22 protein-coding genes are annotated in these 25,076 nt (G+C 54.2%); 18 read left to right on the top strand and 4 right to left on the bottom strand.

Annotation, left to right across the window (positions count from 1 at the left end; translation table 11 throughout):
• Positions 1 to 208 precede the first annotated feature (208 nt).
• From NQF89_RS06375 to NQF89_RS06360, 4 genes are all read left to right on the top strand, one after another.
• Complete coding sequence (locus NQF89_RS06375; RefSeq protein WP_155573801.1) at positions 209 to 652, top strand: hypothetical protein; 444 nt, start codon at positions 209 to 211, stop codon at positions 650 to 652.
• A gap of 174 nt (positions 653 to 826) precedes the next feature.
• Entirely contained in the window at positions 827 to 1,021 is a 195-nt protein-coding gene (locus NQF89_RS06370) for a DUF1656 domain-containing protein (protein WP_155573850.1), read from the top strand.
• Positions 1,022 to 1,036: 15 nt separating this feature from the next.
• Positions 1,037 to 1,948, top strand: coding sequence for an HlyD family efflux transporter periplasmic adaptor subunit (locus NQF89_RS06365; RefSeq protein WP_155573800.1), 912 nt, complete (start codon positions 1,037 to 1,039; stop codon positions 1,946 to 1,948).
• A 1-nt stretch (position 1,949) separates the two neighbouring features.
• Entirely contained in the window at positions 1,950 to 3,458 is a 1,509-nt protein-coding gene (locus NQF89_RS06360) for an efflux transporter outer membrane subunit (RefSeq protein ID WP_155573799.1), read from the top strand.
• On the opposite strand, the gene NQF89_RS06355 is transcribed toward NQF89_RS06360, so the two are convergent.
• Positions 3,448 to 4,386 (bottom strand): glycosyltransferase family protein, encoded by a 939-nt coding sequence (locus NQF89_RS06355; protein ID WP_155573798.1) that lies wholly within the window; start codon positions 4,384 to 4,386, stop codon positions 3,448 to 3,450. The two genes, NQF89_RS06360 and NQF89_RS06355, sit on opposite strands and share 11 nt — an antisense overlap.
• 103 nt (positions 4,387 to 4,489) lie before the next feature.
• Here NQF89_RS06355 and NQF89_RS06350 point away from each other — a divergent pair, with 103 nt between their 5' ends.
• From NQF89_RS06350 to NQF89_RS06325, 6 genes are all read left to right on the top strand, one after another.
• Positions 4,490 to 4,648 (top strand): hypothetical protein, encoded by a 159-nt coding sequence (locus NQF89_RS06350; RefSeq protein WP_196424626.1) that lies wholly within the window; start codon positions 4,490 to 4,492, stop codon positions 4,646 to 4,648.
• Entirely contained in the window at positions 4,648 to 5,598 is a 951-nt protein-coding gene (locus NQF89_RS06345; RefSeq protein WP_266137793.1) for a DnaJ C-terminal domain-containing protein, read from the top strand. The genes NQF89_RS06350 and NQF89_RS06345 overlap by 1 nt, the downstream gene beginning before the upstream one ends.
• 6 nt (positions 5,599 to 5,604) lie before the next feature.
• On the top strand, positions 5,605 to 5,751 hold the full coding sequence (locus NQF89_RS06340) for a hypothetical protein (RefSeq protein WP_155573796.1): 147 nt from the start codon (positions 5,605 to 5,607) through the stop codon (positions 5,749 to 5,751).
• A 57-nt stretch (positions 5,752 to 5,808) separates the two neighbouring features.
• Positions 5,809 to 7,347 (top strand): peptide MFS transporter, encoded by a 1,539-nt coding sequence (locus NQF89_RS06335; RefSeq protein ID WP_266137792.1) that lies wholly within the window; start codon positions 5,809 to 5,811, stop codon positions 7,345 to 7,347.
• A 217-nt stretch (positions 7,348 to 7,564) separates the two neighbouring features.
• A complete protein-coding gene (locus NQF89_RS06330) occupies positions 7,565 to 9,163 on the top strand; it encodes a carbohydrate porin (RefSeq protein ID WP_230873322.1) in 1,599 nt (532 codons plus the stop codon).
• A gap of 76 nt (positions 9,164 to 9,239) precedes the next feature.
• Entirely contained in the window at positions 9,240 to 10,550 is a 1,311-nt protein-coding gene (locus NQF89_RS06325; protein ID WP_230880647.1) for an outer membrane beta-barrel protein, read from the top strand.
• Positions 10,551 to 10,562: 12 nt separating this feature from the next.
• On the opposite strand, the gene queF is transcribed toward NQF89_RS06325, so the two are convergent.
• Positions 10,563 to 11,045 carry a preQ(1) synthase gene (queF, locus tag NQF89_RS06320; RefSeq protein WP_155579633.1) on the bottom strand — a complete coding sequence of 161 codons (483 nt, stop codon included), beginning with the start codon at positions 11,043 to 11,045 and terminating at the stop codon, positions 10,563 to 10,565.
• A 142-nt stretch (positions 11,046 to 11,187) separates the two neighbouring features.
• Between queF and typA the strand changes: the two genes are divergently transcribed.
• Entirely contained in the window at positions 11,188 to 13,008 is a 1,821-nt protein-coding gene (gene typA / locus NQF89_RS06315) for a translational GTPase TypA (RefSeq protein ID WP_155573793.1), read from the top strand.
• A gap of 92 nt (positions 13,009 to 13,100) precedes the next feature.
• Positions 13,101 to 13,394 (top strand): putative quinol monooxygenase, encoded by a 294-nt coding sequence (locus NQF89_RS06310; protein WP_180794229.1) that lies wholly within the window; start codon positions 13,101 to 13,103, stop codon positions 13,392 to 13,394.
• 16 nt (positions 13,395 to 13,410) lie between these two features.
• On the opposite strand, the gene NQF89_RS06305 is transcribed toward NQF89_RS06310, so the two are convergent.
• Positions 13,411 to 14,439 carry an NAD(P)/FAD-dependent oxidoreductase gene (locus NQF89_RS06305; RefSeq protein ID WP_155573792.1) on the bottom strand — a complete coding sequence of 343 codons (1,029 nt, stop codon included), beginning with the start codon at positions 14,437 to 14,439 and terminating at the stop codon, positions 13,411 to 13,413.
• Between the two features lie 131 nt (positions 14,440 to 14,570).
• On the opposite strand from NQF89_RS06305, the gene tsaE reads away from it, so the two are divergent.
• The 6 genes from tsaE (at position 14,571) to NQF89_RS06275 (ending at position 24,460) form a co-directional block, all read left to right on the top strand.
• Entirely contained in the window at positions 14,571 to 15,053 is a 483-nt protein-coding gene (gene tsaE, locus NQF89_RS06300; RefSeq protein WP_266137791.1) for a tRNA (adenosine(37)-N6)-threonylcarbamoyltransferase complex ATPase subunit type 1 TsaE, read from the top strand.
• Positions 15,053 to 18,133, top strand: coding sequence for a double-strand break repair protein AddB (addB, locus tag NQF89_RS06295; protein WP_266137790.1), 3,081 nt, complete (start codon positions 15,053 to 15,055; stop codon positions 18,131 to 18,133). The genes tsaE and addB overlap by 1 nt, the downstream gene beginning before the upstream one ends.
• Positions 18,130 to 21,774 (top strand): double-strand break repair helicase AddA, encoded by a 3,645-nt coding sequence (gene addA / locus NQF89_RS06290; RefSeq protein ID WP_266137789.1) that lies wholly within the window; start codon positions 18,130 to 18,132, stop codon positions 21,772 to 21,774. The genes addB and addA overlap by 4 nt, the downstream gene beginning before the upstream one ends.
• A 248-nt stretch (positions 21,775 to 22,022) precedes the next feature.
• Positions 22,023 to 22,352, top strand: coding sequence for a thioredoxin TrxA (gene trxA / locus NQF89_RS06285; RefSeq protein ID WP_155573790.1), 330 nt, complete (start codon positions 22,023 to 22,025; stop codon positions 22,350 to 22,352).
• A 143-nt stretch (positions 22,353 to 22,495) separates the two neighbouring features.
• Positions 22,496 to 23,710, top strand: coding sequence for a ribonuclease D (rnd, locus tag NQF89_RS06280; protein WP_266137788.1), 1,215 nt, complete (start codon positions 22,496 to 22,498; stop codon positions 23,708 to 23,710).
• Between the two features lie 90 nt (positions 23,711 to 23,800).
• Positions 23,801 to 24,460, top strand: a complete 660-nt coding sequence (locus tag NQF89_RS06275) for a GcrA family cell cycle regulator (RefSeq protein ID WP_196424625.1) — start codon at positions 23,801 to 23,803, stop codon at positions 24,458 to 24,460.
• A gap of 98 nt (positions 24,461 to 24,558) precedes the next feature.
• Here NQF89_RS06275 and NQF89_RS06270 read toward each other — a convergent pair whose 3' ends face one another.
• Complete coding sequence (locus NQF89_RS06270) at positions 24,559 to 25,059, bottom strand: bactofilin family protein (RefSeq protein ID WP_155579628.1); 501 nt, start codon at positions 25,057 to 25,059, stop codon at positions 24,559 to 24,561.
• Positions 25,060 to 25,076: the final 17 nt, after the last annotated feature.

Raw genomic sequence — 25,076 nt, 5'->3', positions numbered from 1 at the left:
TAAAATTACTACTGTCATTTTTTTGCCTTCTTCCTGCCTTAGAATTAAACGCTATTTATGACGCGACATCGCGCCTTATGGGGGAGATTGTTCTTTTCCCCAATGCGGTGCTATAATCGTGCTCTACCCTATGCGGGCCGTGGATAGACTCATCTCGGTTATCCGGTTATGGCGTGTTTGGATTAAAAGAGGGGGCAGCAGTCACATTATGAGCGATTTACTGGAAATTGGGCAGGCGATTTTTTCTGCTCAAAGCAAGATTTTTCAAGAATGTGCAAAGCGGCACGGCTTACGGGTTGGGTTCCTTATTGTCGCGATTGTGTTTCTCACTTTTGCAGCGATTACCTTTCACGCTGTTTTATGGGCTTTGTTTTCGCAGCTTTGCCATCTTAGTGCGTTGCTATCTGCTGTATGTGTCTTGGGTGTGGACCTTGTCTTCTTCTTTATCTTCTTGTTGTTGGGGCTGCGTGCTGGTCGCCCGGGCCTTGCAGAAGCACGGGCGCGCAAGGAGCGGGAGGAGAAATGGAATGAGCTTAAACAAACATTTGCTCTTACAGCTCTGCTAGGTGTAGCGGGCGGGCCGGTAGGTCGGTTTGTAGGGGGGCAAGCGTGGCGGTTTGCACGCTCCATGTTCACGCGCCGGAAAAAGTGATTTTACGGGTCTTTCATTTTTATGAGAGGAAAGAAGCGGCTTTTTAATTAAGGCCGCACCTCTATGCAGAAGGCTAACTCTCTTTAAAGAGAATGGCCTAGTGGGGAGTAACGTGAGTACAGCACCCATAATATCACCCAATAAGGCCCTTATGAGGGGAGGTAAGGGGATATGATGCTTTCGGAAGTAAGCTTGTGCGGTGTGTTTGTCTCCCCCATTTCTGTCTATGCTGTCGCTGCTGTGTTTGTCACATTAGTGCTACGGTATATATTGTGGCGTTTGGGAGCGTTAGGCTGGTTCTGGCATGTCGCTCTATTTGAGATCGGGCTTTATGTCTGTGTTCTCTGTCTGCTTGTTCTTTATGTGTGAAGTGGAGAGGGGAGTATGAACTGGTTTCGGCGTCTTATACGCCCAATTTTGACCTTGATTGTCATCGCGGCGGCTGTTGGGCTTGGTTATGTGGTATGGGACCTTTACGTCCTTGACCCGTGGACGCGCGATGGGCGTGTGCGTGTGTATGTTGTTACAGCTACGCCAGAGGTTTCAGGCACGGTTGTGTCTGTCCCCGTTGTGGATAATCAGTTCGTCCATCGTGGTGATCCGCTTTTTACCATCGACCCATTACGGTTTCGGCTAAGAATTGACGAAGCACGCTCTCGTCTTGCTGGCCTTACAGAAGATTATAAATTGAGCATGATGAACGCTCATCGTCGTATGGGACTCGGTGGCGTGGTCTCGCGAGAGGAGCAGGACGTCTTTAACTCCGAGATGGAAGTGCGCCGTGCCCGCGTAGAGGAGGCGCAATCCGCTCTCGATACCGCTTTGCTGAATCTCCAACGTTCCACTGTTTATGCAGCTGTTGATGGCTATGTGACGAATCTTAATTTACGGGTCGGGGATTATGTCACTGCGGGTCAGCCGCGTATGGCCGTGATTGATGCTCATAGCTATTGGGTTTACGGCTATTTTGAAGAAACAAAGATGCACGGCGTGCATGTAGGGGATGTCGCGCGGATTAAGCTTATGGGGTACCGCCATATCCTCAAGGGGCATGTTGTGAGTATTGGTCGTGGTATTAACGATACAAATGGCGTGTCTGATAAGCTTGGCCTACCGGATGTGAACCCAATCTTTACATGGGTGCGACTTGCTCAGCGCATCCCTGTGCGTATTGAACTTGATGAAGTTCCCCCCGAGGTTATTCTCTCGGCTGGTATGACGGCCACCGTTGCGGTGGGGAAAGAGAAGGCCGGTGGACGGGGCTTACTTACAACATGGTTGCAGGATCACCTTTGAGATGAAACCGCGTTTTCTCCCCCTCCTTGTAAGTAGCTGTCTTTTTCTGACCTCTTGCATGGTAGGGCCGGAATATAAACCGGAGAAAATGAAGGTACCGGACCATTTCTCTAGCCAGCCTCACCCTGCCACAAAAGAGGAAATCGCCGAGACAGAGGCAAATTTGCGGGATTGGTGGGCACAGTTCCGGGACCCGGTGTTAAATCGCTTGGTGGAAGAAACACTTAAAGGCAATTATGACCTCCAAATTGCCACTCAACATATTTTGGCGGAGCAATCCATTCGCCGCCAAGCGCAGGCGAATTGGTATCCACAGCTTGATGCTAATGCGGGTGGGGGTGATAATCGCTACTCTATTAATGTTGATAACTGGCCATTACGTCCGGGTAACCCTAACAACCACCCTAATGCCTCTGTTCTGACCTATGGCGCGCGTGCGAGTTGGGAGATTGATATTTTTGGCCATATCGCTCGGCAGGTGCAAGAGCGTAAAAGATTAGTTGAAGTCAGCATCGAGGAACGCCGCGGCCTTTTGCTCTCTCTCCTTAGCCAGCTTGTGACAGATTATATCGAGCTACGCACCGTTCAGACGCAAATCACCGTGACAGAGCAATCCATCCGCACGGCGCGTGATAGTACGCATATGGTGGAGCGTCTTTATGCGAATGGGGTGAGCAATTCGCTGGCTATTGCGCAATCCCGAACAGAAGAACATGCCGAATTAGCGCGTCTCCCCCCCCTCCATGCGCGGCAGGAGCAGTTGATTCATTCTATTAATGTGCTGATGGGGGAAATGCCCGGTAAAGAGCAGCCAGACCTAGAGGAACGGCAGCCTATCCCGACATTGCCGCCTTTCCCGGCGATGTTGCCGTCCACCGTGCTGACCAATCGGCCTGATATTCGCTCCGCAGAGCGGCGTTATGCTGCCAGTGTGTCCCGTATTGGGATTACAATTTCTAATCTGTATCCTAACTTCAGCATTCCGCTGACGTTTAACCCCAATGCCTCTGCGGCCTATCAGGCCTTTCAGATTGGTGGGATGAGCTGGAATGTCATGATGATGGCTTCTTTACCCGTCCTGCATGGGGGGAAATATAGCGCGCAAATCGCCCAAGCGCGGAGCGAGGCTGAGGCAAGCCGCTTACAATATCGGCAGACTGTCTTAAATGCTTTCCGCGAGGTGGAAGATAGTTTGGACGATTGGGAGCAGGATAATGAGCTTGTCCGCCAAGAGCGCGAATCCGCCACGCAAGCTGCATTAGCGTTATCACGCGCGCGTAAGCTTTATGGGGCGGGGCTGACAGGTTATTTGGATGTTCTTAACTCTCAACAAGCTTTTTTATCCCGCCGGACAGCCGCTGTAGCGGCAACGGGGAAGCGCATGGATGATGCTATCTCGCTCTATGTAGCTTTCGGGGCCGGTTGGCAGGGGCGTGAACTTGCAGGTACCACTTTGAAGGTGGAGGAGCATAATGGGCAGAATATGTTCCTACGGGCCTTTACGCGTTAAGATTCCCGCTTTGCTCTTGCTGAATCTGTATGAAGGGGAAGCGTAGATTGAGGGCGTGAGAGGTGCCGTTTAGGTCTGGGATGGTCAATGTTACCTTGGGGTCTAGCCGCATGGCATCATATCCTGCGAGATGAACAATCCCCACCGGGTTATGAGGGAAGGTAACCTCGCAGAGCTGACTTGTTTGCGGGTGAAGCATCCATGGCCCGAGATAGTTACACCCTGTAGGCATAAAGGCGATGGGGTAGTTATCATGATAGCTGGTTAAGGCAAAAGCGAGTTGGCTGGAGCTAAATATCTTCCCATAGCGTAAGACACGTTCTTGCCAATAGCGTAAGCGCGGCCAGTGCGGTGCAGTGCGGGAGAGGGCAAAGACCCCGCCATTGAGGGTGGGGCGTACCCCAATGGCGCGGCATAAATGGCGGGGCAGGCGCGCTATACGGGCATTTTTATAAAGAATGGAGCGCAGCTGCGTGAGTGAAAAAGCAAGCCAGCGGAGCCGAAATAACGGCTTATGGAGGAAAAGCTCCGGGATGATGGCGAGGGGTTGCCCCTTTTGCTCTGCAGCGCGGAGGAGGAGGTCAATAGCGGAGCAATCCTGCACCCAACTATCGGCATCTAGCCATAATAGCGTGTCATAATCAGGGAAAAGCTGGTCAAGTGCCATTTTAGAGAGTTCAATGGCGAGATGAGGCCGTTTGCGGAGGGCGCGCGGGGAGACATGAGGAAAGTGACGCGGGGCGCGGTGGAGGATATGCTGTTGTTTAAGCCAATGGATTTGCGTTCGCTTTAGCCCGCCGTCAATGCAGGCAATCTCTATCGTTGCGAGATGAGGGAAACGCCGTAAGGAGGCCACAAGCTCTTGGAGGAGCGGGAAATAGCGGTGGTCGCTCCCTGTAATAATGAGGCGGCGGGGTGGGGTGGTCATAAAGCAAGCCATAATGGGGGAAGGAAACGCATAGGTAATGTTTGTATCCTCTATTGACCTTATCTGACAAACACCCCACTTCTTTTAAAAGAGAGAGGTTTATATGGTTGAAGCATCGACAGAATCAGCAGCTGATTTTTTGCGTCCTCGTTTGCAATGCCTCATTAAAGAGGCCGAGACGGCAGGTTATGGGCGGGACCGCGTTTTGGCGGTGTTGATTGATTTGTTGGATGATACGAATCTGGAGGCGACAGGGCAATAATGGCAACCGACCCTTACAAGGTTCTTGGCGTAAGCAATACAGCCACCGATAAAGAGATTCGGAGTGCGTATCGCCGTTTAGTTAAGCAATATCACCCTGACCGTAACCCCGGTGATATTAAGGCGGAAGAACGGTTTAAGGAAATTGGTAAAGCTTACGAAGTCCTAGGGGATGAGGAAAAGCGCGGACAGTTTGACCGTGGCGAGATTGATGCAGACGGCCAGCCGCGTGGTCCTTTTGGGGGTGGTTTTGGTGGGGCAGGTGGTGGCTTTGGTGGTTTTGGTGGGGGCTTCCAAGGGGGGAGTTTCACCGCGGAAGATTTAGGCGATATTTTTGGCGGTGCCTTTGGTGGAGGCGGTTTTGGTGGGGGTGGCTTCCGCTCTGCACGGTCGCGCCGTGGTGAGGACCTCCATGGCGAGTTGCGGATTAGTATGGAGGAATGTGCCTTAGGGACGCGCCGGGAGGTAAGTCTTGGCGGAGGGCGTGAGGTCTCAGTTGGCATCCCCGCCGGGATTGAGGACGGTAAGACTCTGCGTTTAAAAGGCAAAGGTGAGCCGGGGCAACCCGGTATGGATGGCCGCCCCGGCCCTGCGGGGGATGTGTTGTTAAAGGTCCATGTCGCAGAGGACCCCTATTATAAACGTGAGGGGCGGGACCTCCGCGTTGTGCAGGATATTGACTTAGCAACCGCTATATTGGGGGGGAAGATTCATGTGCGGACCCCTGCCGGGACCGTGGCGTTGAAGGTAAAGCCACATTCCGATAGCGGGACAATCCTTAGGTTAAGCGGGCGTGGCATCGCTGAGACTAAGACCCATCCGGCTGGTAATTTGCTGGTGAGCTTACGCATTGTTCTTGGGACAATCTCCCCACAGCTTGAAGCCCTTATACGGCGGGAAGCTGAGGAGAAAGAGGCGCAAGAAGCCGAGATGGAAGCAAATAAAGGATAAGTGGCCATGTTGTGGGGCATGTCTTTTTGGCAACGTGTTCGGCAATCGAACCTGCTTGGCCTTTTGGTTGCGGTGGTTTTTGTGGTGGGGCTGTGCCTGCTAGGTCTGGCAGGGGTTGCGCTGGTGGATGGGTTTCACCTCGCTGGTGGTTGATTTTTGCGTAAAGGGATGAATAGTAGTTTCTCCCTCGTAATGGAGTAACATGGCCTTATGTCTGACCTTCCGCGCTTAGATGTGACATTCCTCTCCGCGCGGCGGCGGGCTTTTGCTGTTGTCATGGCTATAGAGCTATGGGAGCGGTTTGGCTATTACGGTATGCAGGCCGTATTGACGATCTTTATGGTCGCGCAACTTCATATGCGTGATCATGACGTCAATCTCATGCAAGGGGGGTTAGGCTTCCTTATGTATAGTCTTCCCGTTTTGGGAGGGCTGCTGGGGGACCAGTGCTTAGGCACACGGCGGACCATGCTTTTAGGGGCTTTTGGCTTAACAATAGGCTATGGTTTGTTGGCCCTCTCCTTAGGGCATCAGATGGTATTTTTGCCTGCCCTTACATTAATTGCCCTCTCCAATGGTTTGTTTAAGCCCAATGCCGGGACGTTGGTCCGGCGGATTTATGCGGGGGATGGCACGGCCTTGGATGCTGCTTTTACGCTTTATTATATGGCCATTAATGTCGGCTCGACCGTTTCAATGTTGCTGACACCGTGGCTTCAGCAGCGTTACGGGGCGGCGGTGGCGTTTCTTGCTTGCGTTGTAGGGTTGTTGATTGGGCTGGGCTATTACGCCTTAGAGGGCGGGTATATGCGCCGCTTCCTCGCCCAACGTAGTGCAGAATCTGTGACCTCTCAGTCTGTGGGGGAGCCGCCCTCCATGCCGTTGGTGGAACGGTTGGTAAGCCCGTTATCCAAAGGGATGGTGAGTGCAGGCGTGTTGCTTGCGCTTATTGTGGTGTGGGGGTTTTGCACATGGGTGTTGCATAGTGCGGCATTAGTGCGCTTATGCATCATCATCGCTGGGTTTGGTTTGGTCCTTTTATGGGTGTGGCTATATCTCCGAGCAGAGCAGACAGAGCGGCCGGGTTTGTTGCTGACTTATATCTTGTCCACTCAGACGATGGCCTACCAGATTTTTTATCAGCAAATGCAAACTTCGCTAACGCTTTTTGCGATGCGGGATGTCTCTGGTGTGTATCAGCTAGGGCCATACCGGCTCTTTACGATGTCTGCGGGGCAGTTTCAGGCCCTCAACCCGATTTTCGTTATGCTTTTTAGCCCGTTTTTGGCGTGGCTCTACCGGCGGAGTGCGATGAAAGGGCGTGACGCGTCCCCAGCGGTAAAGATTATCTGTGGTTATGTTTTAGTGGGGGTGGCGTTTCTTATTTGGTGGGTGGCGACATCACAGAGCACAGGGCCTGTTTCACCATGGGTTATGGTGGCGGGTTATGGCACGATGTCCCTTGGGGAGTTGCTGACGATTGGCCTAGGCCTTGCCATTGTTGCACGTTATGCCCCGGCGCGGGTGAGCGCGCTATTAATGGGCGGGCTGTTCCTCCTCTGGGGGGTGGGGATGTATCTTGGTAGTCTTGTAGCAGATTTAGCAAGTTTACCCGCTGATGGCAGCGGCGGTATGGCCGGTTATGGCGCGTTGTTTAGAACCCTCTTTTTAGGCTGCGTGGGGCTATGTTGCGTATTAGTGATGTTGCTACCTGTTTTGCGCCGGTTAGAGCGCGCTCATTGGCTTTAAGGAGAGGGTGGATGCGCCGATTATGACGGTATCTTACTTTATAAATAGATTTCACCACTGGAATTGAACGATAAAATTTATATAAAGGGGGACGAAGTGTATCCTTCCTTCATGCTGCTGCGTTTTAGGGTTTGCTGGCATAGAGGGGTTGTATGTGGGGGTCTTCTTTTTATGAAGGCCCCGGTTTTATCCGCGTAATGGCTATAAAGGCGTGTGTATGTGTGGAATATGGCAAAAAGCTAATGCAGCAATGGCGGGGGCCATTTGTGTGCTGCTGAGCTGCCATGGGGCTTTAGCGCACACCACAGCCCCGGATGATTCACCTCATAACGGGGCGGATATAGCCACAAACACGGCAGCGGCTGAGGCGGAGGTGCGGGCGGTATTATTGAAGCCTAGCCCTCATGAGCATGTAACGCAGGATGAAGAAAAAGCTTTTGGCTCTATGCCATTACCTATTCCCGGTGATGCATTTTCACGCGGGGCAGTGGAGGAGCCAGCACCAACGGCGCGACAAAAAGGGCTACTACCCAATAGTTGGCACGACTTTATCAATCAGGATGGTTTTTTTGGGGATCCGTGGGGTGCGCGTACATGGTTGTCTGACCATGGTGTGAGCGTTAGCGGGCGGTATTTTTCTGATTCTGCGGGCAATCCGTTTGGTGGGAAGTCCCGCGCAGCACGTTACGCCGATGAGGAAGCTCTATCGATTGATTTTGACCTAAAGAAGTTAGCGGGGTTAGAGTTTAATGCCGGTGTGTTGCATTTCCTGACTCTTGCGCGGCAGGGGGCAGGGTTGGGGAATACCTTGCCTGTGATTAACAGCCCGATGGAGATTTATGGCGCAGGTGAGACTATGCGCTTAGGGCGGTTAAGCTGGGAAATGCACTGGAATCACTACGTCCAGACTGAAATTGGTGAAATTAATACCGAGAATGACTTCGAGCAATCCTCCACCTATTGGGGGGCGAACTTATATTGCCAATTTCAAAATAACGGCATTTGCGGGATGCCCCAATCCATCGCGATGAACTCAGGTTATGGGTTTTACCCTACGGCGCATCCGGGGGCATGGGTAAAGTTTTTCCCTGCGGGGAATGATCATTATCTGGTGCAATTTGGGGTGTATAGCGTGGACCCAACCATCTCTGGCGTGCGTAATGGTTGGAAGATGAATCTACACGGGGCGACAGGGACGTTTCTGCCCTTTCAGTTAGGCTGGCACCAAGGGGGAGAGGATGATTATAGCGGCCCGCTGCAAACCAATGTGAAGGTGGGCGGTTATTGGGATACTTCTGAGGTGAAGAATGTATACGGTCAGATGGGCACTTACGGGATTCCCCCTTCAGCTGCGGAGGGAGCCCCGCTTACTAAGGTGCGTGGTCGTTTTGGTGGGTGGTTTCAATTTGACCGGATGTTACAGCGCGATGAGGCGGACCCGCATCGTGGGACGGCGTTTTTTGGCTCCTTTACTTGGGGGGACCCGCGCACGGCTATTGCGCCCTATTATATGACGGCCGGTATTACGCGGAAGGGGACATTCGCAAGCCGCCCAGATGATACAATCAGCCTGGGGATGAAGGTCCTGTGGGCGAATCCTAAAGTGACGCATTGGATTCAACATCTCCAACGCTCTGGCCGTGGGGCGGGACTGTACGCGCCTCACTCTGAGGAAGCGATTGAGCTGAATTACGGCTATCGGCCTGCTCGTTGGCTGCTTTTGCGCCCCGGCTTGCAATATCTTTGGAACCCCGGGGCCATTAAACGCTATAAAGATGCGATGTTGATCGATCTTGAGACGGCCATTGCCTTTTAACGGCCTATTTTGCGGTTGTTTTGTTTTTGCGGAAAAGGATATGCTTACGCAAGCGAAACAATAAGCGAGACGTTTCATGTGGAACTGGCGGTATCTTCTGGTGATGGGGCTATGTGGTACGGCTGGTTATGAGGGGCAGGCTGCTTTTGCTGCTCCCCCAGAGCAGGGAGGGACGCTCTCCTCGGCTCCTATTGTGTCTGCTTCAGCTACGGGGCAGCCTGTTGCAGCGAAAACGGAGACGAAGACTTGGTTCTCCGATATTGATGTCGGCCTTCAGCTAGAGGCGGGGGCTATGGCTAATAGTGGGCACCCTCATAACGGGATGAACTTTGGTCAGCTTTTGCAATCACATAGCGATACAGGGTTGCTGAATCAGGTGGCGTTGACCATCACCAAACCGGTTGATCCTATTGGCGGAGGCTACGGGTTAGGGGCGAATATTCAGATGCTCTATGGCTCGGATGCGCGGGCTTATGTCATCACGGGGATTTCTGATCGTTGGTTGAAGCATGATCGCTATCAAATCACGCCCATTCAAGCCAATATTGCTCTGCATATGCCGTGGTTGACGAAGGAAGGGCTGGATGTCCAGGCGGGTATTCTCGCCTCCCCTATGGGGGTAGAGGTGCTAAACCCGGCAGGGCGTGCGTTTTATACGATGACCTATACCGCGCAATATTCTAACCCGTTTGAGCATGTTGGGTTTTATGGGCAATGGCATCTTAACTCACATTATGCGGTGTTGTTTGGTGTAGATGCGGGGAATCAAAAATCCTTTGGCCGTGGGAATAATAATGGGCGTCCTGCTGGCTATGTGGGGTTTAATGCCAGCCAGCTTGCCGGGGGAGCGGTATCGGTAACCTATCTGCTGCGTGTCGGGCCGGAGGATGCGCGCCGTCAGTTGGGGACTCATCGTGCGCATGAAGCGCAACGTTACTGGAATGACCTGAATGCGACATGGCAGATTACCCCTAAATGGAGCCTCACAGCCGAGGCCACACAGGTCCATGATGAAGGGTTGGAGGCCAATACATGGAGCGGCGTCCTCTGGGGGGCTTATGCGGCGACTTCTAGCCTAACCTTTAACGCGCGCGCGGAAGTCTATCGGGATTCGACAGGGCAATTCATCGTGCAATATCCAGAGGATGGCTCTTATGGGCGCGCCCTATTGGGTTTACCGGCGCGGACTTATAGCGCACCAGCGACCACTTATGGGGATTTTTCCCTCAATGCGGTGTGGCGGCCGCAGCTTGGCCATCATGTAAAATTGCTGCAAATTCGGCCAGAAATCCGCTTTGACCGCTCTTTAAACAACACGCGGCCCTTTGCGGATTTCCGGCATCAGAATCGTATTTTGATTGGCGGTGATGTTACACTCGGTTTTTAAGGGGAGAGCGGCTTAGCCACGCCCCCGATAACCGGGCACATCTTGAGGGGGAATCCAAACCTCTGTAGGGGCAGGGCCTGTTTGCCAGAAAACATCAATCGGCATACCCCCGCGCGGGTACCAATAAGCCCCGATGCGGAGCCATTCTGGGTCTAGCAATTCTACAAGGCGTGTGGCGATTGTAACGGAGCAATCCTCATGAAAGGCTCCATGATTGCGGAAGCTGGTAAGATAGAGCTTGAGGGATTTGCTCTCTACAATCCAATCGCGTGGGATATAGTCAATGACGATATGGGCAAAATCTGGCTGGCCTGTCACCGGGCAGAGGGAGGTGAACTCTGGTGCGGTAAAACGGACAACATAACGCCGTCCCTTATGAGGGGCGGGGACGCGCTCTAGCTCCGCTTTATTGGGCGACTCCGGTTGGATGGTTTGGCGGCCGAGCTGGCTTAGGGCATCTGTGCCGGGGGCCGTTGGGCGTGGGGGATGGCTCATAAGGGCCTCCTTTATCTGGGGTTATGGCATAAAATCTATGTTTATGCTCGTCTCATACACGGTTCGGATTTGCAAAAAAATCAGTTTCGGTGCAGTAAGGGCATCATTCTGTTTTACTCTGTTATTTCCTGAAAGATCGTCTATGGACATCCGTAACATCGCCATTATTGCCCATGTCGATCATGGGAAGACAACGCTGGTGGATCAGCTTCTCCAGCAATCGGGCACATTCCGTGAGAATCAAGCCGTCACCGAGCGGGCGATGGACAGCAACGACCTAGAGCGTGAGCGTGGTATTACTATCCTCGCTAAATGTACGTCCGTTGTATGGAAGAATACCCGCATTAACATCATCGACACACCCGGCCACGCCGACTTTGGCGGCGAGGTGGAGCGCATCCTGAGCATGGTTGATGGTGCTGTGATTTTGGTGGACGCTGCCGAGGGGGCCTTGCCGCAAACAAAGTTTGTGTTGGGTAAGGCTTTGGCCCGTGGTTTGCGCCCGATGGTTGTTGTTAATAAGGTGGACCGTGGCGATGCCCGCCCTGATGAGGTGCATGATGAGGTGTTTGACCTCTTTGCAGCATTGGGCGCGAATGATGAGCAGCTCGACTTCCCGATGCTCTATGCGTCTGGCCGCCAAGGCTGGGCAGACCGGGAGCTAGAGGGCGCGCGTGAGAATCTTCATGCTTTGTTTGACCTTATCTTAGAGCATGTACCCAGCCCCGGGCTGGATAAAGATAAGCCCTTCGCGATGGTCTCCACAATTTTGGAGAGCGATAACTTCCTTGGCCGTATCCTGACAGGCCGTATTGAGCAGGGGCGGGCGAAGGTGAACATGCCCATCCGTGCGCTGCGGGCTGATGGAAGTGTGGTCGAGACAGGCCGCATCACCAAGCTTCTCTCCTTCCGTGGGTTGGAGCGTGTGCCTGTTGAGGAAGCTGAGGCGGGCGATATTGTTGCGATTGCTGGTCTCTCTGAAGCTACGATCCCTGATACATTGGCCGAGCCTTCTGTTGAGGAGCCGCTGCCCTCCACACCGATTGACCCGCCGACTCTCTCTATGACCTTCCGTATTAATGATGGTCCGCTCGGGGGGCGTGAGGGCAAGAAGGTGACCTCTCGCCAGATTCGTGACCGCCTCTTTAAGGAGACGGAAGGTAATGTGGCTATTAAGGTGACAGAAAGCCCAGAGAGCGAGGCTTTTGAGGTCGCAGGCCGTGGTGAGCTTCAGCTTGGCGTATTGATTGAGAATATGCGCCGTGAAGGCTTTGAGTTGACCATTGGTCGGCCTCGCGTGTTGTTCCGTGAGAATCCGGAGACAGGCGAGCAGGAGGAGCCGTTTGAGGAGGTCGTCATCGATGTGGACGAGCCTTATTCCGGCGTTGTGGTGGAGAAGATGTCTCTGCGTAAGGGTGTGATGCAGGATATGCGTCAATCCGGTGGGGATAAAGTCCGTCTTACCTTCATGATCCCATCGCGTGGATTGATTGGCTATCATGGTGAGTTCCTCACCGATACACGTGGCTCTGGGTTGATGAACCGTCTCTTCCATTCCTATCAGCCTCACGCTGGTGCGATTGAAGGCCGCCGTAATGGCTCCCTCATCTCTGCTGAAGATGGTGCAACGACTCCATATGCGTTGTTCTCGCTTCAGGACCGTGGGACACTTTTTGTGGATGCGGGTGAGAAGATTTACGTTGGCATGATTCTGGGTGAACATTCCCGTGAGAATGACCTAGAGGTGAATGCCGTGCGTGAGAAGAAGCTTACGAACATGCGGGCCTCTGGCAAGGATGACGCCGTTGTGCTGGTTCCTCCGCGTAAGATGAGCCTTGAGCAGGCCATTGCTTACATTGAGGATGATGAGCTGGTGGAGGTCACACCTTCTGCGATTCGTCTGCGTAAGCGGTATCTGGACCCGCACGAGCGTAAGCGTGCGGCACGCGGTGCGAAGGGCTAAGCTTTCGCCCATTTGTGAGAGCGTGTAACAAAGGGGAGGCCGGGGCATTATTGTCTCGGCCTTTTCTTCATATGATAGGAGATGAATGCGTCATGGCGAAAAACCTTTATGCCACGATGAAGGCTCTACCCGGCCATCGGGAAAAGGTGGCCAGTCTGCTTACCGCTTTGGCCGAGAATGTTCGTGCCGAGCCGGGCTGTGTGCGCTTTGTGGTCTATACGTTAGAGGCTGAGCCGGACCTCTTTCATGTTGAGGAAAGCTACCGCGATGAGGCCGCCTTTAAGGCCCATATGGGGACCGAGCATGGCCGTGTGTTCAACAAGGCTATCGAGACCCTCGTGGAAGGTGGGGCCTCTAAGGTTGTTTTTCTAAAAGAGATTGCCTGAGGGCAGCGGGGAGGGGTCAGACCTTACCCGGCTGGCCCCGGCTAGTGGAATGTTCAAAACGCAAGGCTTTATCGGGCCGAGCGACATGGTGTGCGGCATGGGCTGCTACGGCCCCTTCGGAAAAGCCTTGGAGAATGAGCTTCATTTTGCCGGGATAATGCGCCACATCACCAATGGCGAAGATGCCCTCTAAGTTGGTTTGCATGGTGGCAGGCTCTACTGCAATCGTGCTGCGCTGCGTCTCCAACCCCCATGAGGCCACAGGGCCAAGGTCGGTTGAAAGACCATAAAAAGGCAGTAGCACATCAGCTTCTAAGGCGCGGACGGTCTCATCTAGTGCAATGACCTCAACATGGCTGAGCTGCCCATCAGTCCCGCGTAGGCCATGAAGTTGATAGGGGACGATTTTCTCAATCGCACCAGCTTCAATTTTGGCTTCGATTTGGGCCAGTGTCTCCGGGGCCCCACGGAAGCGGTCCCGCCGGTGGACGAGATAGAGCGTCTCGGCAATGTCGGAGAGGGATAATGCCCAATCCAAGGCGGAATCACCACCACCTGCTACGACAATGCGTTTACCCTCAAAAGCGGCACGTTTTTTTACATAATATTGCACGCTACCGCTGCGTTCATAAACATCTAGCCCCTCTAGGGGAGGGCGGTTCGGGCCGAAGGCCCCAGCCCCAGCGGCGATGATGATGGCTTTCGCGTGGATGACATCGCCGCGCTCATTACGCAGGGTAAAGGCCCCAGCCTCCCCCTCTAGCTGGCTGATGCGGCTGCCAAGGAGGCGCGGGACGTTAAAGGGGGCGATTTGCTCCTCCAACGCAGCGATTAAATCCCCCCCCGTGATGGAAGGATGAGCGGGGATGTCGTAAATCGGCTTTTCAGGGTACAGGGCCGCGCATTGCCCCCCTACACAATCAAGAACATCAGTTAAGATGCAGTCGAGGCGCAACATGCGGCATTCAAAAGCGGCAAAAAGAGCTGCGGGGCCTGCGCCAATAATGGCGATGTCGGTTGTGTGGGTGGCAGATGAATGTGTCATAATCGTCTCCATAAGCATTTTTTGCCGCGGGGAGTAGGGGGTGATGCCTTTTGCGCGTCATTTACAGGGTATTATTGTGCTATGTTATAAGCCCATAAAGTTAAAGAATAGGGCATAAAGAGCGGTAGAGGGTGGTTTTGCTGATGGATGTGCGTCTTTCCTCCCCAGAGCAAACGGCGGTTTTTGCCCGGCATGTGGCGGGTTTGTTGCAACGGGGGGATTGTCTGGCCCTGCATGGGGAGATGGGGGCAGGCAAAAGCAGCTTTGCCCGTGCCCTGATTCGCGCCCTTGCTGATGATGAAGCGTTGGAGGTTCCCAGCCCGACTTTTGCGTTAGTACAGTCCTATAACACAACATTGGGGTTGGTGTTTCATTATGATTTATGGCGGCTCTCCAGCCCCGATGAGCTTTATGAGTTGTCGTGGGATGATGCTTGTGAAGGTATTATGCTGGTGGAATGGCCAGACCGCGCGGCGGAATTGCTGCCAGAGGGGGCGTTTCATCTCACCTTTACACCGGGCGCAACGGAGCAAGAGCGGCATATAGCTTTTCATGGTTGGCCAGAAGAACGCTTAGATACGCTTGCGATGATGTATGAGGGAAATCAAAGCTGATGGCCTCTCATACCCCTATGAATAGTGCGACAATCCCCGCCTCTTGTGCGTTTTTGGATGAAGTGGTTCATCAATGGCTAGCCCGTAATGGGGAGGAAGCAGGGGATGAGATGCGGCGTGGGGGGCATAGCGGAACCATCCTTGTACCCGGTCGCCGTGTGGCACGCGCCCTTATGGAAGCGTTTTTGCGTGTGCTAGATGGCCGCCCTGCTCTTTTACCGGCTATTGTTTCTTTGAGCGATGTGGAGCAGCAAACGCTTTTCCCCATGGCGTTGGATGAGGCCCTCCCCCCCGCTGTAGGGCCTGTTTTTCGCTTAGCCATTCTTGCGCGTTTGATTTTAGCGGCCCCTTTTTTCACTACGGTCTCTGGTCGTGAGGGTGGGACGATTGATCGTGTATGGCCATTAGCCCAAGCGTTAGCAGAGCTTATGGATGATGCTGAGCGCAGCGGGGTGGATTTATATGAGGCTCTCCCGAATGCCGTTGCGGATGATTTTGCTGGGCATTGGCAAAAGACGTTAGAGTTCCTCAAAATTGTAACGGAAGCATGGCCTGCCATCCTCAAAGAGGAGGAGCGGAGCAATATCATGGCTCGCCAGGTCGCGTTGATTGAGGCGCAAGCGCGGTGTTGGGCAACGATGCCGCCAGATTATCCGCTTTGGGCTGTAGGGTTTGTGGATGGCTCGGCAGGCGTAGCGGCGATGTTAGGCACGGTGGCTGCCTTACCGCGTGGGATGGTGGTCTTCCAAGGGGTGGATTGCCAGATGGAGGATGCTTTGTGGGAGCATCTCCCCCCCACACATCCGCAAGCTTTGTTCCGAGATGTGTTGGAGCAAATGGGGATAGAGCGGCGCAGTATCGCTCAATGGGGGCGTGTGCAGCGGCCTGCGCGGGAGCGGCTCTTCCAATGTGTGATGGTGCCAGAAGCGGGAATTGCCTCTTGGGGCCAGCCTTTGGCCGATATAGCAGCGTGTTATGAAGGTTTGTCCATTCTACCCGCTGCGGAATCCCAAGAGGAGGCACAGGCGATTGCGCTTATCTTGCGGGATGTGGCGGGTAAGCCGGGTCGTTCTGGCGCATTAGTCACGCCAGATCGTGCTTTGGCAGACCGTGTGAGGGCGGCTCTGCTCCGTTTGGGGATTCATGCTGATGATAGTGCGGGCGAGCCTTTATCTCGCACGCCTAGTGCTGTGTTTATGCGCCTTATTGCTCAGGCGGTGACACGGCAATTCAGCCCGGTGGCGTTGCTCTCTGTCCTCAAACATCCATTGACGGCTCTAGGAATGAGCCCCGGACGTGCCCGGGCGAGTGCCCGCCTTTTAGAGCGGCGGCTTTTGCGTGGCCCTGCTCCGCAGCCGGGGTTGGAGGGCTTGCGTCAGGCTTTGGAGAGGATGGAGGAGTCCCAAAGGGTGGATTATGGGCATCAAGCTGATGCGCCAGACCAGCCTGAAACATTAGAGAGCTTCTTGGCAGCCTTAGAGGCCGCTTTTGCTCCGATGCGGGCATTAGAGGCTACAGCACGCGTGCCGGAGATGCTGACAGCTTTGCTCCAAACAGCGGAAGCCCTCGCCGCTACGGAGGAGGAAGGAGACGGCCCCGACCAAGCGCGCCCCGGCTCTCGCTTGTGGCGTGGGGAGGATGGCGGTACGCTCTCCCGGCATTTTGTGGAATTGATGAGCCATACAGGGGACATTCCCCCTCAACCTCTCAGCGCGTTAGATGGGTTCTTGACCACGAGCATGGCTGGTAAGAGTTTGACGGGCTTGCGGGGCTATCAAGATGGTGTGGAGCTTGCTCATCCGCGTATTGCTATCTATGGGGTGTTGGAAGCCAGGCTTTTAGCGTTTGATACCGTAATTCTGGGTGGGTTGAATGAGGGTGTTTGGCCTCCCGTTGCTGATTCCGGCCCGTGGATGAGCCGCCCGATGCGCCAGCGTGTGGGGCTGCCCTCACCAGAGCGGAAGATCGGAGCCCAAGCGCATGATTTTGTTATGGCCGCTCTTGCCTCGGCGCATGTTGTTCTCTCTTACGCTCAGCGGCGCGATGGTGCGCCCACGGTCCCTGCGCGGTGGGTGATGCGTCTTTCTGCTTTTTTGGAGGGGCAAGGCCACGCTTTACAAGAGCATCCCGCCCTAGCATGGCAAGCGATGTTGGATATGCCTGTGGGGGAGGCACGCCCCGTTGCCCCGCCAGAGCCAAAGCCGCCCTTGGCTTTGCGCCCACGCCGTTTGAGCATTACGCGGATTGATACGTTAAAGCTGGACCCGTATGCAATTTATGCACGGTATGTCCTTGGCTTAAAAGCCCTTGCCCCGCTGGAGGAAGGAGCAGAGCATGTTGATTATGGGAAGGTTGTTCATGGTGCGTTAGAGCGCATGATGGCACGTTATCCCACAACGTGGTCCGATCAGGCTTCAGAGCATTTGCATCGTTATTTTGATGACGCGTTGGATGAGGCACAAGTCCATCCTGCTCTTGCAAGTTGGTGGCGGCCCCGCCTGCATCGCATTGCCGATTGGGTGTTAGAGCGAGAAAGTTGGCGGAATGCCGGGCGGGTGAATTGCACCTCGCAAACGGAAATTGCGTTGGATTACGTCATGCGGGATTTACCGGGCGGGGCGTTTTACATCACAGGGCGAGCCGACCGGATTGACGTGCTGGCAGAGCCGGGACAAGAGCCGCAAGGGCGTCTTTTTGACTATAAAACAGGTCAGCTTCCTTCCCAAAAGGATGTTGTTGCGGGGTGGTCATCTCAATTAGTGCTGGAAGCTGCGCTCTTAGCCAAAGGGGCCTTTGAGGGCTTACCCGCCATGGAGGTTGAGGCGTTGCGTTATTGGCGGTTAAGCGGGGGAGAGACACCGGGTGAGGAGGTGCGCATACCCTCTGCCAAAGCAAAGGCGACGTTGGGGGAGCTTATAGGCCCTGCTTTGGAGCAATTACGCCAGCTATTGGCAGATTATGATGAGCCTAACCGGCCTTATCGCTCCCAGCCATGGGCGGGGCGGGAGGCACGTTATAGCGATTATACGCAGCTAGCTCGTGTAGCGGAATGGCGTCTTGCGGGAGGGGATGAAGCATGAGCGCGCATCAAGAGGCTCTTAAACAGGCCAATGAGGCTCAGAGATTAGCATCAGACCCTATGGCCTCGGCCTTTGTGTCGGCTTCTGCAGGGTCGGGTAAGACGAAGTTGCTGATTGACCGGCTGTTGCGGCTTATGTTGCCCATCGCCTATCCCGGTGAGGATGGGCAGCTTATATTGCTCGAAGGCTCGGCCCCTTCGCGTATTTTATGCTTAACTTACACTAAGGCTGCTGCGGCTGAGATGGCGCATCGTTTGCAGCAGTATCTTGGGCGGTGGGTCTCCCTTTCTGATGAGGCATTAGGGGAAGCCCTTACGGCGTTAGATGTCCCTAATCTAGCAGAAACGCGGGATTGTGCGCGTGGGCTTTTTCTAAAAGTTCTGGACGCGCCGGGTGGATTGCAGATTGAGACCATCCATGCTTTTTGCCAATCTTTATTACGGCGTTTCCCGCTTGAGGCGGCATTAGACCCTCATTTTTCGCTCATCGAGGAGGCTGATACAAAGCTTGCTCTCCGCCATGCGTTGGAGGAGAGCCTCGCACGCCATCAAGACCCGGTGCAGGTGCTGGCAGGGCTGACAGGCTTTGATAAATTGATGGGGCTTTTAGGGCAGTGCAATGCGCAATCTGGCCTTCTCCAACCGCTTTTGAAGATATGGCAGCATGAGCCAGAGCGCGTTAAGCAGGCTTATCAAAGGCTTTTAGCGTGTGGAAGCCACGGTACGGATGACGTGCTTAAAGAGGCTTGTAGCCTTAAAGATGAGGCAGCATGGCGGGCGGATATTCAAGAAGCCTTACCGGCATTGGCAGAGACAAAACGTGCCCAATTTGAGGAGATTTTAAGCTGGTTGGGTAAGCCCGCAGCCCAGAGGGATAGAGCTGTTCTTACAGGGCTGCTTTTTACTGATAAGGGAGAGATACGCGATTTAAGCCGCCATCTAGGGGCAAAGGCCCGCAAGGCAGCACCGAATTTAGCAGAACGCCTCATAGACGAAGCCAAACGTCAAGAAGGGCTAGAGGATTCTATACGCGCTCAGCGTTTATTGGAGGTGAATACCGCTTTTCTCGCCCTCGCTATGCCTGTGATGATGCGCTTTGAGGATGATAAGAAGAATCGCGGCGTTGTGGATTATAATGACCTCATCGCTCGGACGCGGGATGTCTTGCAGGAGCCGGGGGCGGCGTGGGTTCTCTATAAATTAGATGGGGGGATTGACCATCTTTTGTTAGATGAGGTGCAAGATAACTCCGCCCTGCAATGGGAGATTGCCGGGGCTTTGACGGCCGATTTCTTCTCCGGCATCGGGGGGCGGGAGGATACGCCACGGCCTAGGACAGTCTTTGCGGTGGGGGATTTTAAGCAGTCGATTTATAGCTTCCAAGGGGCGGAGCCAGAGCAATTTCATAAATGGCGGCAGATTTTTGCACATCGTGTGCAAGAGGCCGGGCTTTTATGGCGGGAGCCAGAGTTGAATGTCTCATTCCGCTCTCTGCCGCCGGTTTTGGCAATGGTTGATGCCGTCTTTACGGGGGAACAAGAAGGGGCGCGGCAGGCGATTGATGGTTTGCGGGAGGCAGGGGATAGAGCCCCGCTTATCCATCAATCGGCACGTTCTGGCGGTGGGGGGCGTGTGGAGTTATGGCCGCTTGTCCCTGCTGATGCTCAAATAGCGTCACAGTTGGACATAATAGAACCAGCAGAGAATAACCCATGGCGGGCCCCTCATAAAAATGAGGAGCAGCGCAGTGCCCCCCAACGTCTTGCTGATGCGTTAGCGCATTATATCCAACAGCAGATAGGCCAACCCTTACAGCCCGGCGCAGCCCCGCTAAAAGCCGGGGATGTGATGATTCTCGTGCCGAAACGCTCGCCTTTCTTGCGGATGCTCATCCGGGCTTTAAAGACGCGCGGCCTCCCTGTGGCAAGCTTCATTCGGGCTGGGCTGGTGGAGCAAGCAGCCGTGCAGGACCTTATGACGCTTTGTGATGCGTTGCTTTTGCCGCAGGATGATTTAAGCCTCGCGAGCGTGCTGACCTCTCCTTTTGGGGGGCTAAGTGATGAATCGCTCATGGATTTGGCGACATGGGATGGCAAAAAACAGGCTCTCAAGCAGGTTCCGCTTTGGAGTGTGTTAAATCAACGCCATGAGGAACGGCCAGACTGGCATGCAGCTTGGGTGTGCTTGCAGGGCCTTTATAAGCGCGTAGATTATGACACGCCCTATGAGATTCTCGTGCAGGCCCTTGGCATACAAGGCGGGCGCACACGCTTCCTCTCTCGCCTTGGGCCTGAAGCTGCAGAGCCGATTGATGAGCTTCTTACAGCAGCTTTAACCTATGAGACGCAACATCCCCCATCCTTGCAAGGGTTTTTGCAATGGTTGCGTGCCAGTACGGTGGAGAGCCAGCGTGAAGCTGAGACGGTGATTGATGCTGTACGGTTAATGACGGCTCATCGCTCTAAAGGGTTGCAAGCGCGGCTTGTTATTCTACCGCATACAACGCACGGCCCCGGCAAAGCTGATCCTTTATTATGGGCTGGGCTAGAGGGAGATGATGTAGAGGGGCCGTTATGGGTCCCGCAGACGAAAATGCATTCAGAGCAAACAACATTCTACAGCGCGCAAGAGCAGGAACGCCAGAGGGAGGAGAGTAACCGCTTGCTCTATGTGGCTCTAACACGGGCGAGTGATGCGTTGCTCATTTGTGGGTGGGAGCCGAAGCAAGCCCCTAAAATCCCCACATGGTATGACTATTGCTATCAGGGCTTGCGTGCACTTCAAAGTCAGACAATCGAGCGTTTGGCTTCCTATCAGCCGGTTGCTTCACCCTTTGAGGGAGGATGGGAGGGTGAGAGGATCGTGCTGGAAAGGCCTGTCGAGGCGGCGGTCTCGTCTAAAGTAGCAGAGCCTCATCCGGTGGTTCCCCCCATTTTGCCGGAGTGGATGGGCCATGCCCCTGATTGGCAGATACAGCCCGCCCCGCATGAGGATGCGTTGGCCCGCCCGCTCGCACCGAGTCGGCCTGATAGTGCGGCTTATGGTCCATTACCAGCAGCGCGTTCACCTTTGGAGATTATGCGTGAGGGGTTGGTGATTCCACAGCCTGTTAAACGGCGGCAAGATGCGATGGAGCGGGGTGTGCTGGTCCATCGCCTGTTGCAATTCCTCCCCGATATTGCGGCGTTAGAGCGGCAGGAGAAAGCAGAATCATGGTTGCGGCATACGATGCCGGGTGTGGATGAGGTGGAGATTATACAGCTTGCAAAGCAAGTGGTCTCTATTGTGGAGATGCCTTTATTAGCCCCGCTTTTTGGGCCGGGAAGCCGAGCCGAGCAAGGCATATCAGGGACGTTGGGCCGTGCGGGAGATGGCACAGGCCGCGTTGTGTTGGGTCAGGTCGATCGCTTTTGTTTTGATGGACAAACGGTGTGGCTGTGCGACTATAAAACGGGTCATGTTCCTTCCCAACCGGGGCGTATTCCGGCGGCGTATCGGGCGCAGATGGCGAGTTACCGGCGTGTTATGCAAGGGCTTTATCCGGGGCATGAGGCACGGTGCTTCCTTGTATGGGTCGATGGCCCGTTGGCAACAGAGTTACCTCCCGCCTTATTGGAGGAAGCGTTGCAGTCCGTAAGGTAGAGAGTTGGCTAAGGGCAATGATTTATAGGATTTACATATAATTCAGACCAACAATACCGATTTCCCAAGGAGCAGCATCAACGGCATGGATAAGCGTACTAGGTGAGTTCACATTTCTGGGTAAAAGAGCGTTCAAGTGGCTCAAGAGCAAAGCTGCTTTGTTGAGTAGCCCAGTGGTCAGCGTCTCTGAACTATGGCAGGGACAACAGGATGTGAGAGTTTATAGAGAGTCCGAGGGGGAGTGTACGATGAGTGAACATACGATTGCAGTGACGGATCAAGCCTTTGAGAATGATGTGCTGAAGGCAGAAGGCTATGTTCTGGTGGATTTTTGGGCAGAATGGTGCGGCCCATGCCGGATGATTGCCCCAGCGTTAGAGGAAGTCGGCAAGGATTATAAAGGCCGTGTCACCGTTGCGAAGTTGGATATTGATGCTAACCCAGAGACACCAACAACCTTTGGTGTGCGGAGCATCCCGACCTTAATTCTCTTTAAGGAGGGTAAGCCCGTTGCGCAGCAGATGGGGGCATTGCCGAAGAGCCAGCTTAAAGTATGGTTGGACTCTCATATCGGTTAATCAGCCTGATGCGCTTTGCGCACTAAGGTAGAGATGAAAGCTCGGTAACAGGGAGGGGGTCTTCCTGCATTGCCGAGCTTTTTTATGGTGTTATCGTGCGGCAGAGAGATGGTCAGCTTTTGTAGGAGGGTGTAAGAGGGGGTATGTCTAAAAAGCGAGTGTTCCCGGCCCCTGTTATGATAACCACCTCTGCCGGGGTGGCCTCTATATGCGCTAAATTGCAGCATGAGCCTTTTGTTACGATAGATACGGAGTTTGTTAGGGAGAGGACCTATTGGCCACGTCTCTGCTTGGTACAGCTTGGCGGGGTAGATGATGTTGCCTTGATTGATACATGCGTACCGGGGATAGACCTCTCCCCTTTGGCGGCTTTGTTGGCTGAGCCAGATTGTGTGAAAGTTTTCCACGCAGCACGGCAAGATTTAGAGATTTTCCTGCATTTATTTGGGCGGTTGCCCGTTAATGTGTTTGATACACAAGTAGCGGCTATGGTGGCGGGTTTTGGGGAGCAAGTGGGGTATGATAACCTCGTAGCCTCCCTTACGGGGCAGTCGATTGATAAATCGCATCGTTTTAGTGATTGGGCGGCGCGTCCGCTCTCAAAAGCGCAAATTGCGTATGCAAGTGCTGATGTAACGCATCTGCGGGTGATTTATGAGATGCTCCTCCATCAGTTAGAGGAGCAAGGGCGGCTTGCATGGGTTAAGGATGAATTATCTGCTTTGGCAGATGAGCGTGTGTTCCGGCCTGATGTGCAAAAATTATGGAAGAAGCTAAAGCCACGGACGCATAACCGCAAAGTTCTTGCGATTTTGCGGGAGATTGTCGCATGGCGCGAAGGGGCAGCACAGCAAGAGGATGTCCCGCGTCAGCGCATTATTCGTGATGAAAGCTTGTTGGAGATTGCCGCAGCCCATCCGCATACTATAGCCCAGCTGATTCGGATTCGCGGGGTGACGGCGGAGTTTGCAGAAGGGCCGTTAGGGCGGGCTTTATTGGCAGCAGTGCAGCAAGGTGAGCAATGTCCAGAGGAAGCTCGGCCAGAGCTTCCCTCTCGCCGCAAAGGCGATGGCCCGCGCGCTCCGGCAGGAGTATTAGCCTTATTGAAGGTGCTTCTTACTGTGCGGAGTGAGGAAGGCAAGGTGGCCTCACGGCTTATTGCCTCTGCTGAGGAGCTGGAGCGTCTGGTCCAAGGAGAGCAGGACTTACCTGTCCTGACAGGGTGGCGGGCGCGTTTATTCGGCCGGGAGGCGCAAGCTCTTTTGCGTGGTGAGACCGTTTTATGTGTGGAAAAAGGGCAGTTGCGGATTATTGAGCGGGGGGCTCATGCCCCTATGAATATGGGGCAGAAAGGTTAGTTTTGAGCTAACCTTATTTTCCTGATAAAAGCGTAGCATAAGAGCCCCGTAACAACGCTACGGGCAGGAGTGGAGAGAGCAGCAATGGCTATGGAATGGACAGATGAGCTGATTGCTCGTCTTAAAGAATTGTGGGAGCAAGGCCTCTCCACAGCGGAGATTGGCCGTCAGCTTTCTATTACAAAAAATGCGGTTGTTGGTAAGGCTCATCGTCTTAACTTACCCTCGCGCCCGTCCCCCATCCGTAATAAAACCGCTACGGAGGGCGGGGCCAAGCCTGCGCGCCCGCGTGCTAGTCGTGCTAAAAAAACTGCTGAGGGAGAGGCCCCAGCTGCCACAGCGAAGCAGAAAAAGGCATCCGCTGTGACGGAGGAGCTGTTCGCTACGCCCCCTGTGGAGGAGAAGGCGAAGGTAGAAAAGCCGAAGAAGCTTGCCTCAAAGCCGCAGGAGGTGCCGGCGGTACCGCCTACCCCTCAAAAGACAGTTGCGGTTGATGAGCCAGCATTAAAGGATGTAGAGGAGGCGAGCCGCCCTGCTGTTGTGGCTGCGCCGCGTAAGGTTGCGCCGCCGCGCCGGGTACGGGAGGTGATGGATCGCTCCACACGACAAGGGCCAACATGCCAATGGCCCCATGGGGATCCTGGTACGCCGGAGTTTCATTTTTGTGGGGCTACCCCTCTTGCGGGCAAGCCTTATTGTGCTGAGCATGCGGCCATAGCTTATGTAAAGATTCGAGACCGCCGCCATTAAAATGGCCATATAAGCGGTACAAAAAAGCTGCCAGTCCTTTAAGGAAGCTGGCAGCTTTTTTGTAAGCTGAGGCCATAGCGTAACAGATAGAGCCGGGCTTAGGCGTGATGAGACCCGGTGCTATGTTTTTCGCTCTCATGATGGTGGGACACGTTATGGTCTTTATTGCCGGGGAGGGCTGAGGTAATCATGCCCAACTTCCCTGTGACTTGGCCGCCTTCATCGACCTGCAAGCGGCGACATTCTGCATTGCCGAGTAGCCGCCCACTAGCGCGGATAGTAAGCATATTGCGGACAGTGAGGTCACCTTCTAGTGTGCCAGCAACTTCAGCCGTTCCCGCTTCTGCTGAACCATGAAAGTGCCCGTCGGGGGCGATGATAAGTTCTTTCACCGTTAAATGTTCTACAGCAACTGTCCCTTCGACAATGAGACGTTCAATATTCTCAATCGAGCCGCGGATGGTAATGCTGTTATGGACGATGAGAGTCCGCGCATTGTCAACTGTGCGTGTTTTTTCTTGGTGATTATTGCGGTTGGGGGTTATCCGCTGGCGGGGAGCGGGACCCGGCATAGGGGAGGGGGGAGTAGGTAGAGACATGATTTCCTTTAATCAGG

Source organism: Bombella pollinis, assembly GCF_026385485.1.
Lineage (GTDB): Bacteria > Pseudomonadota > Alphaproteobacteria > Acetobacterales > Acetobacteraceae > Bombella > Bombella pollinis.
The sequence above is the reverse complement of the archived record's forward strand: the minus strand, read 5'-3'. Positions and strand labels throughout refer to the sequence as shown.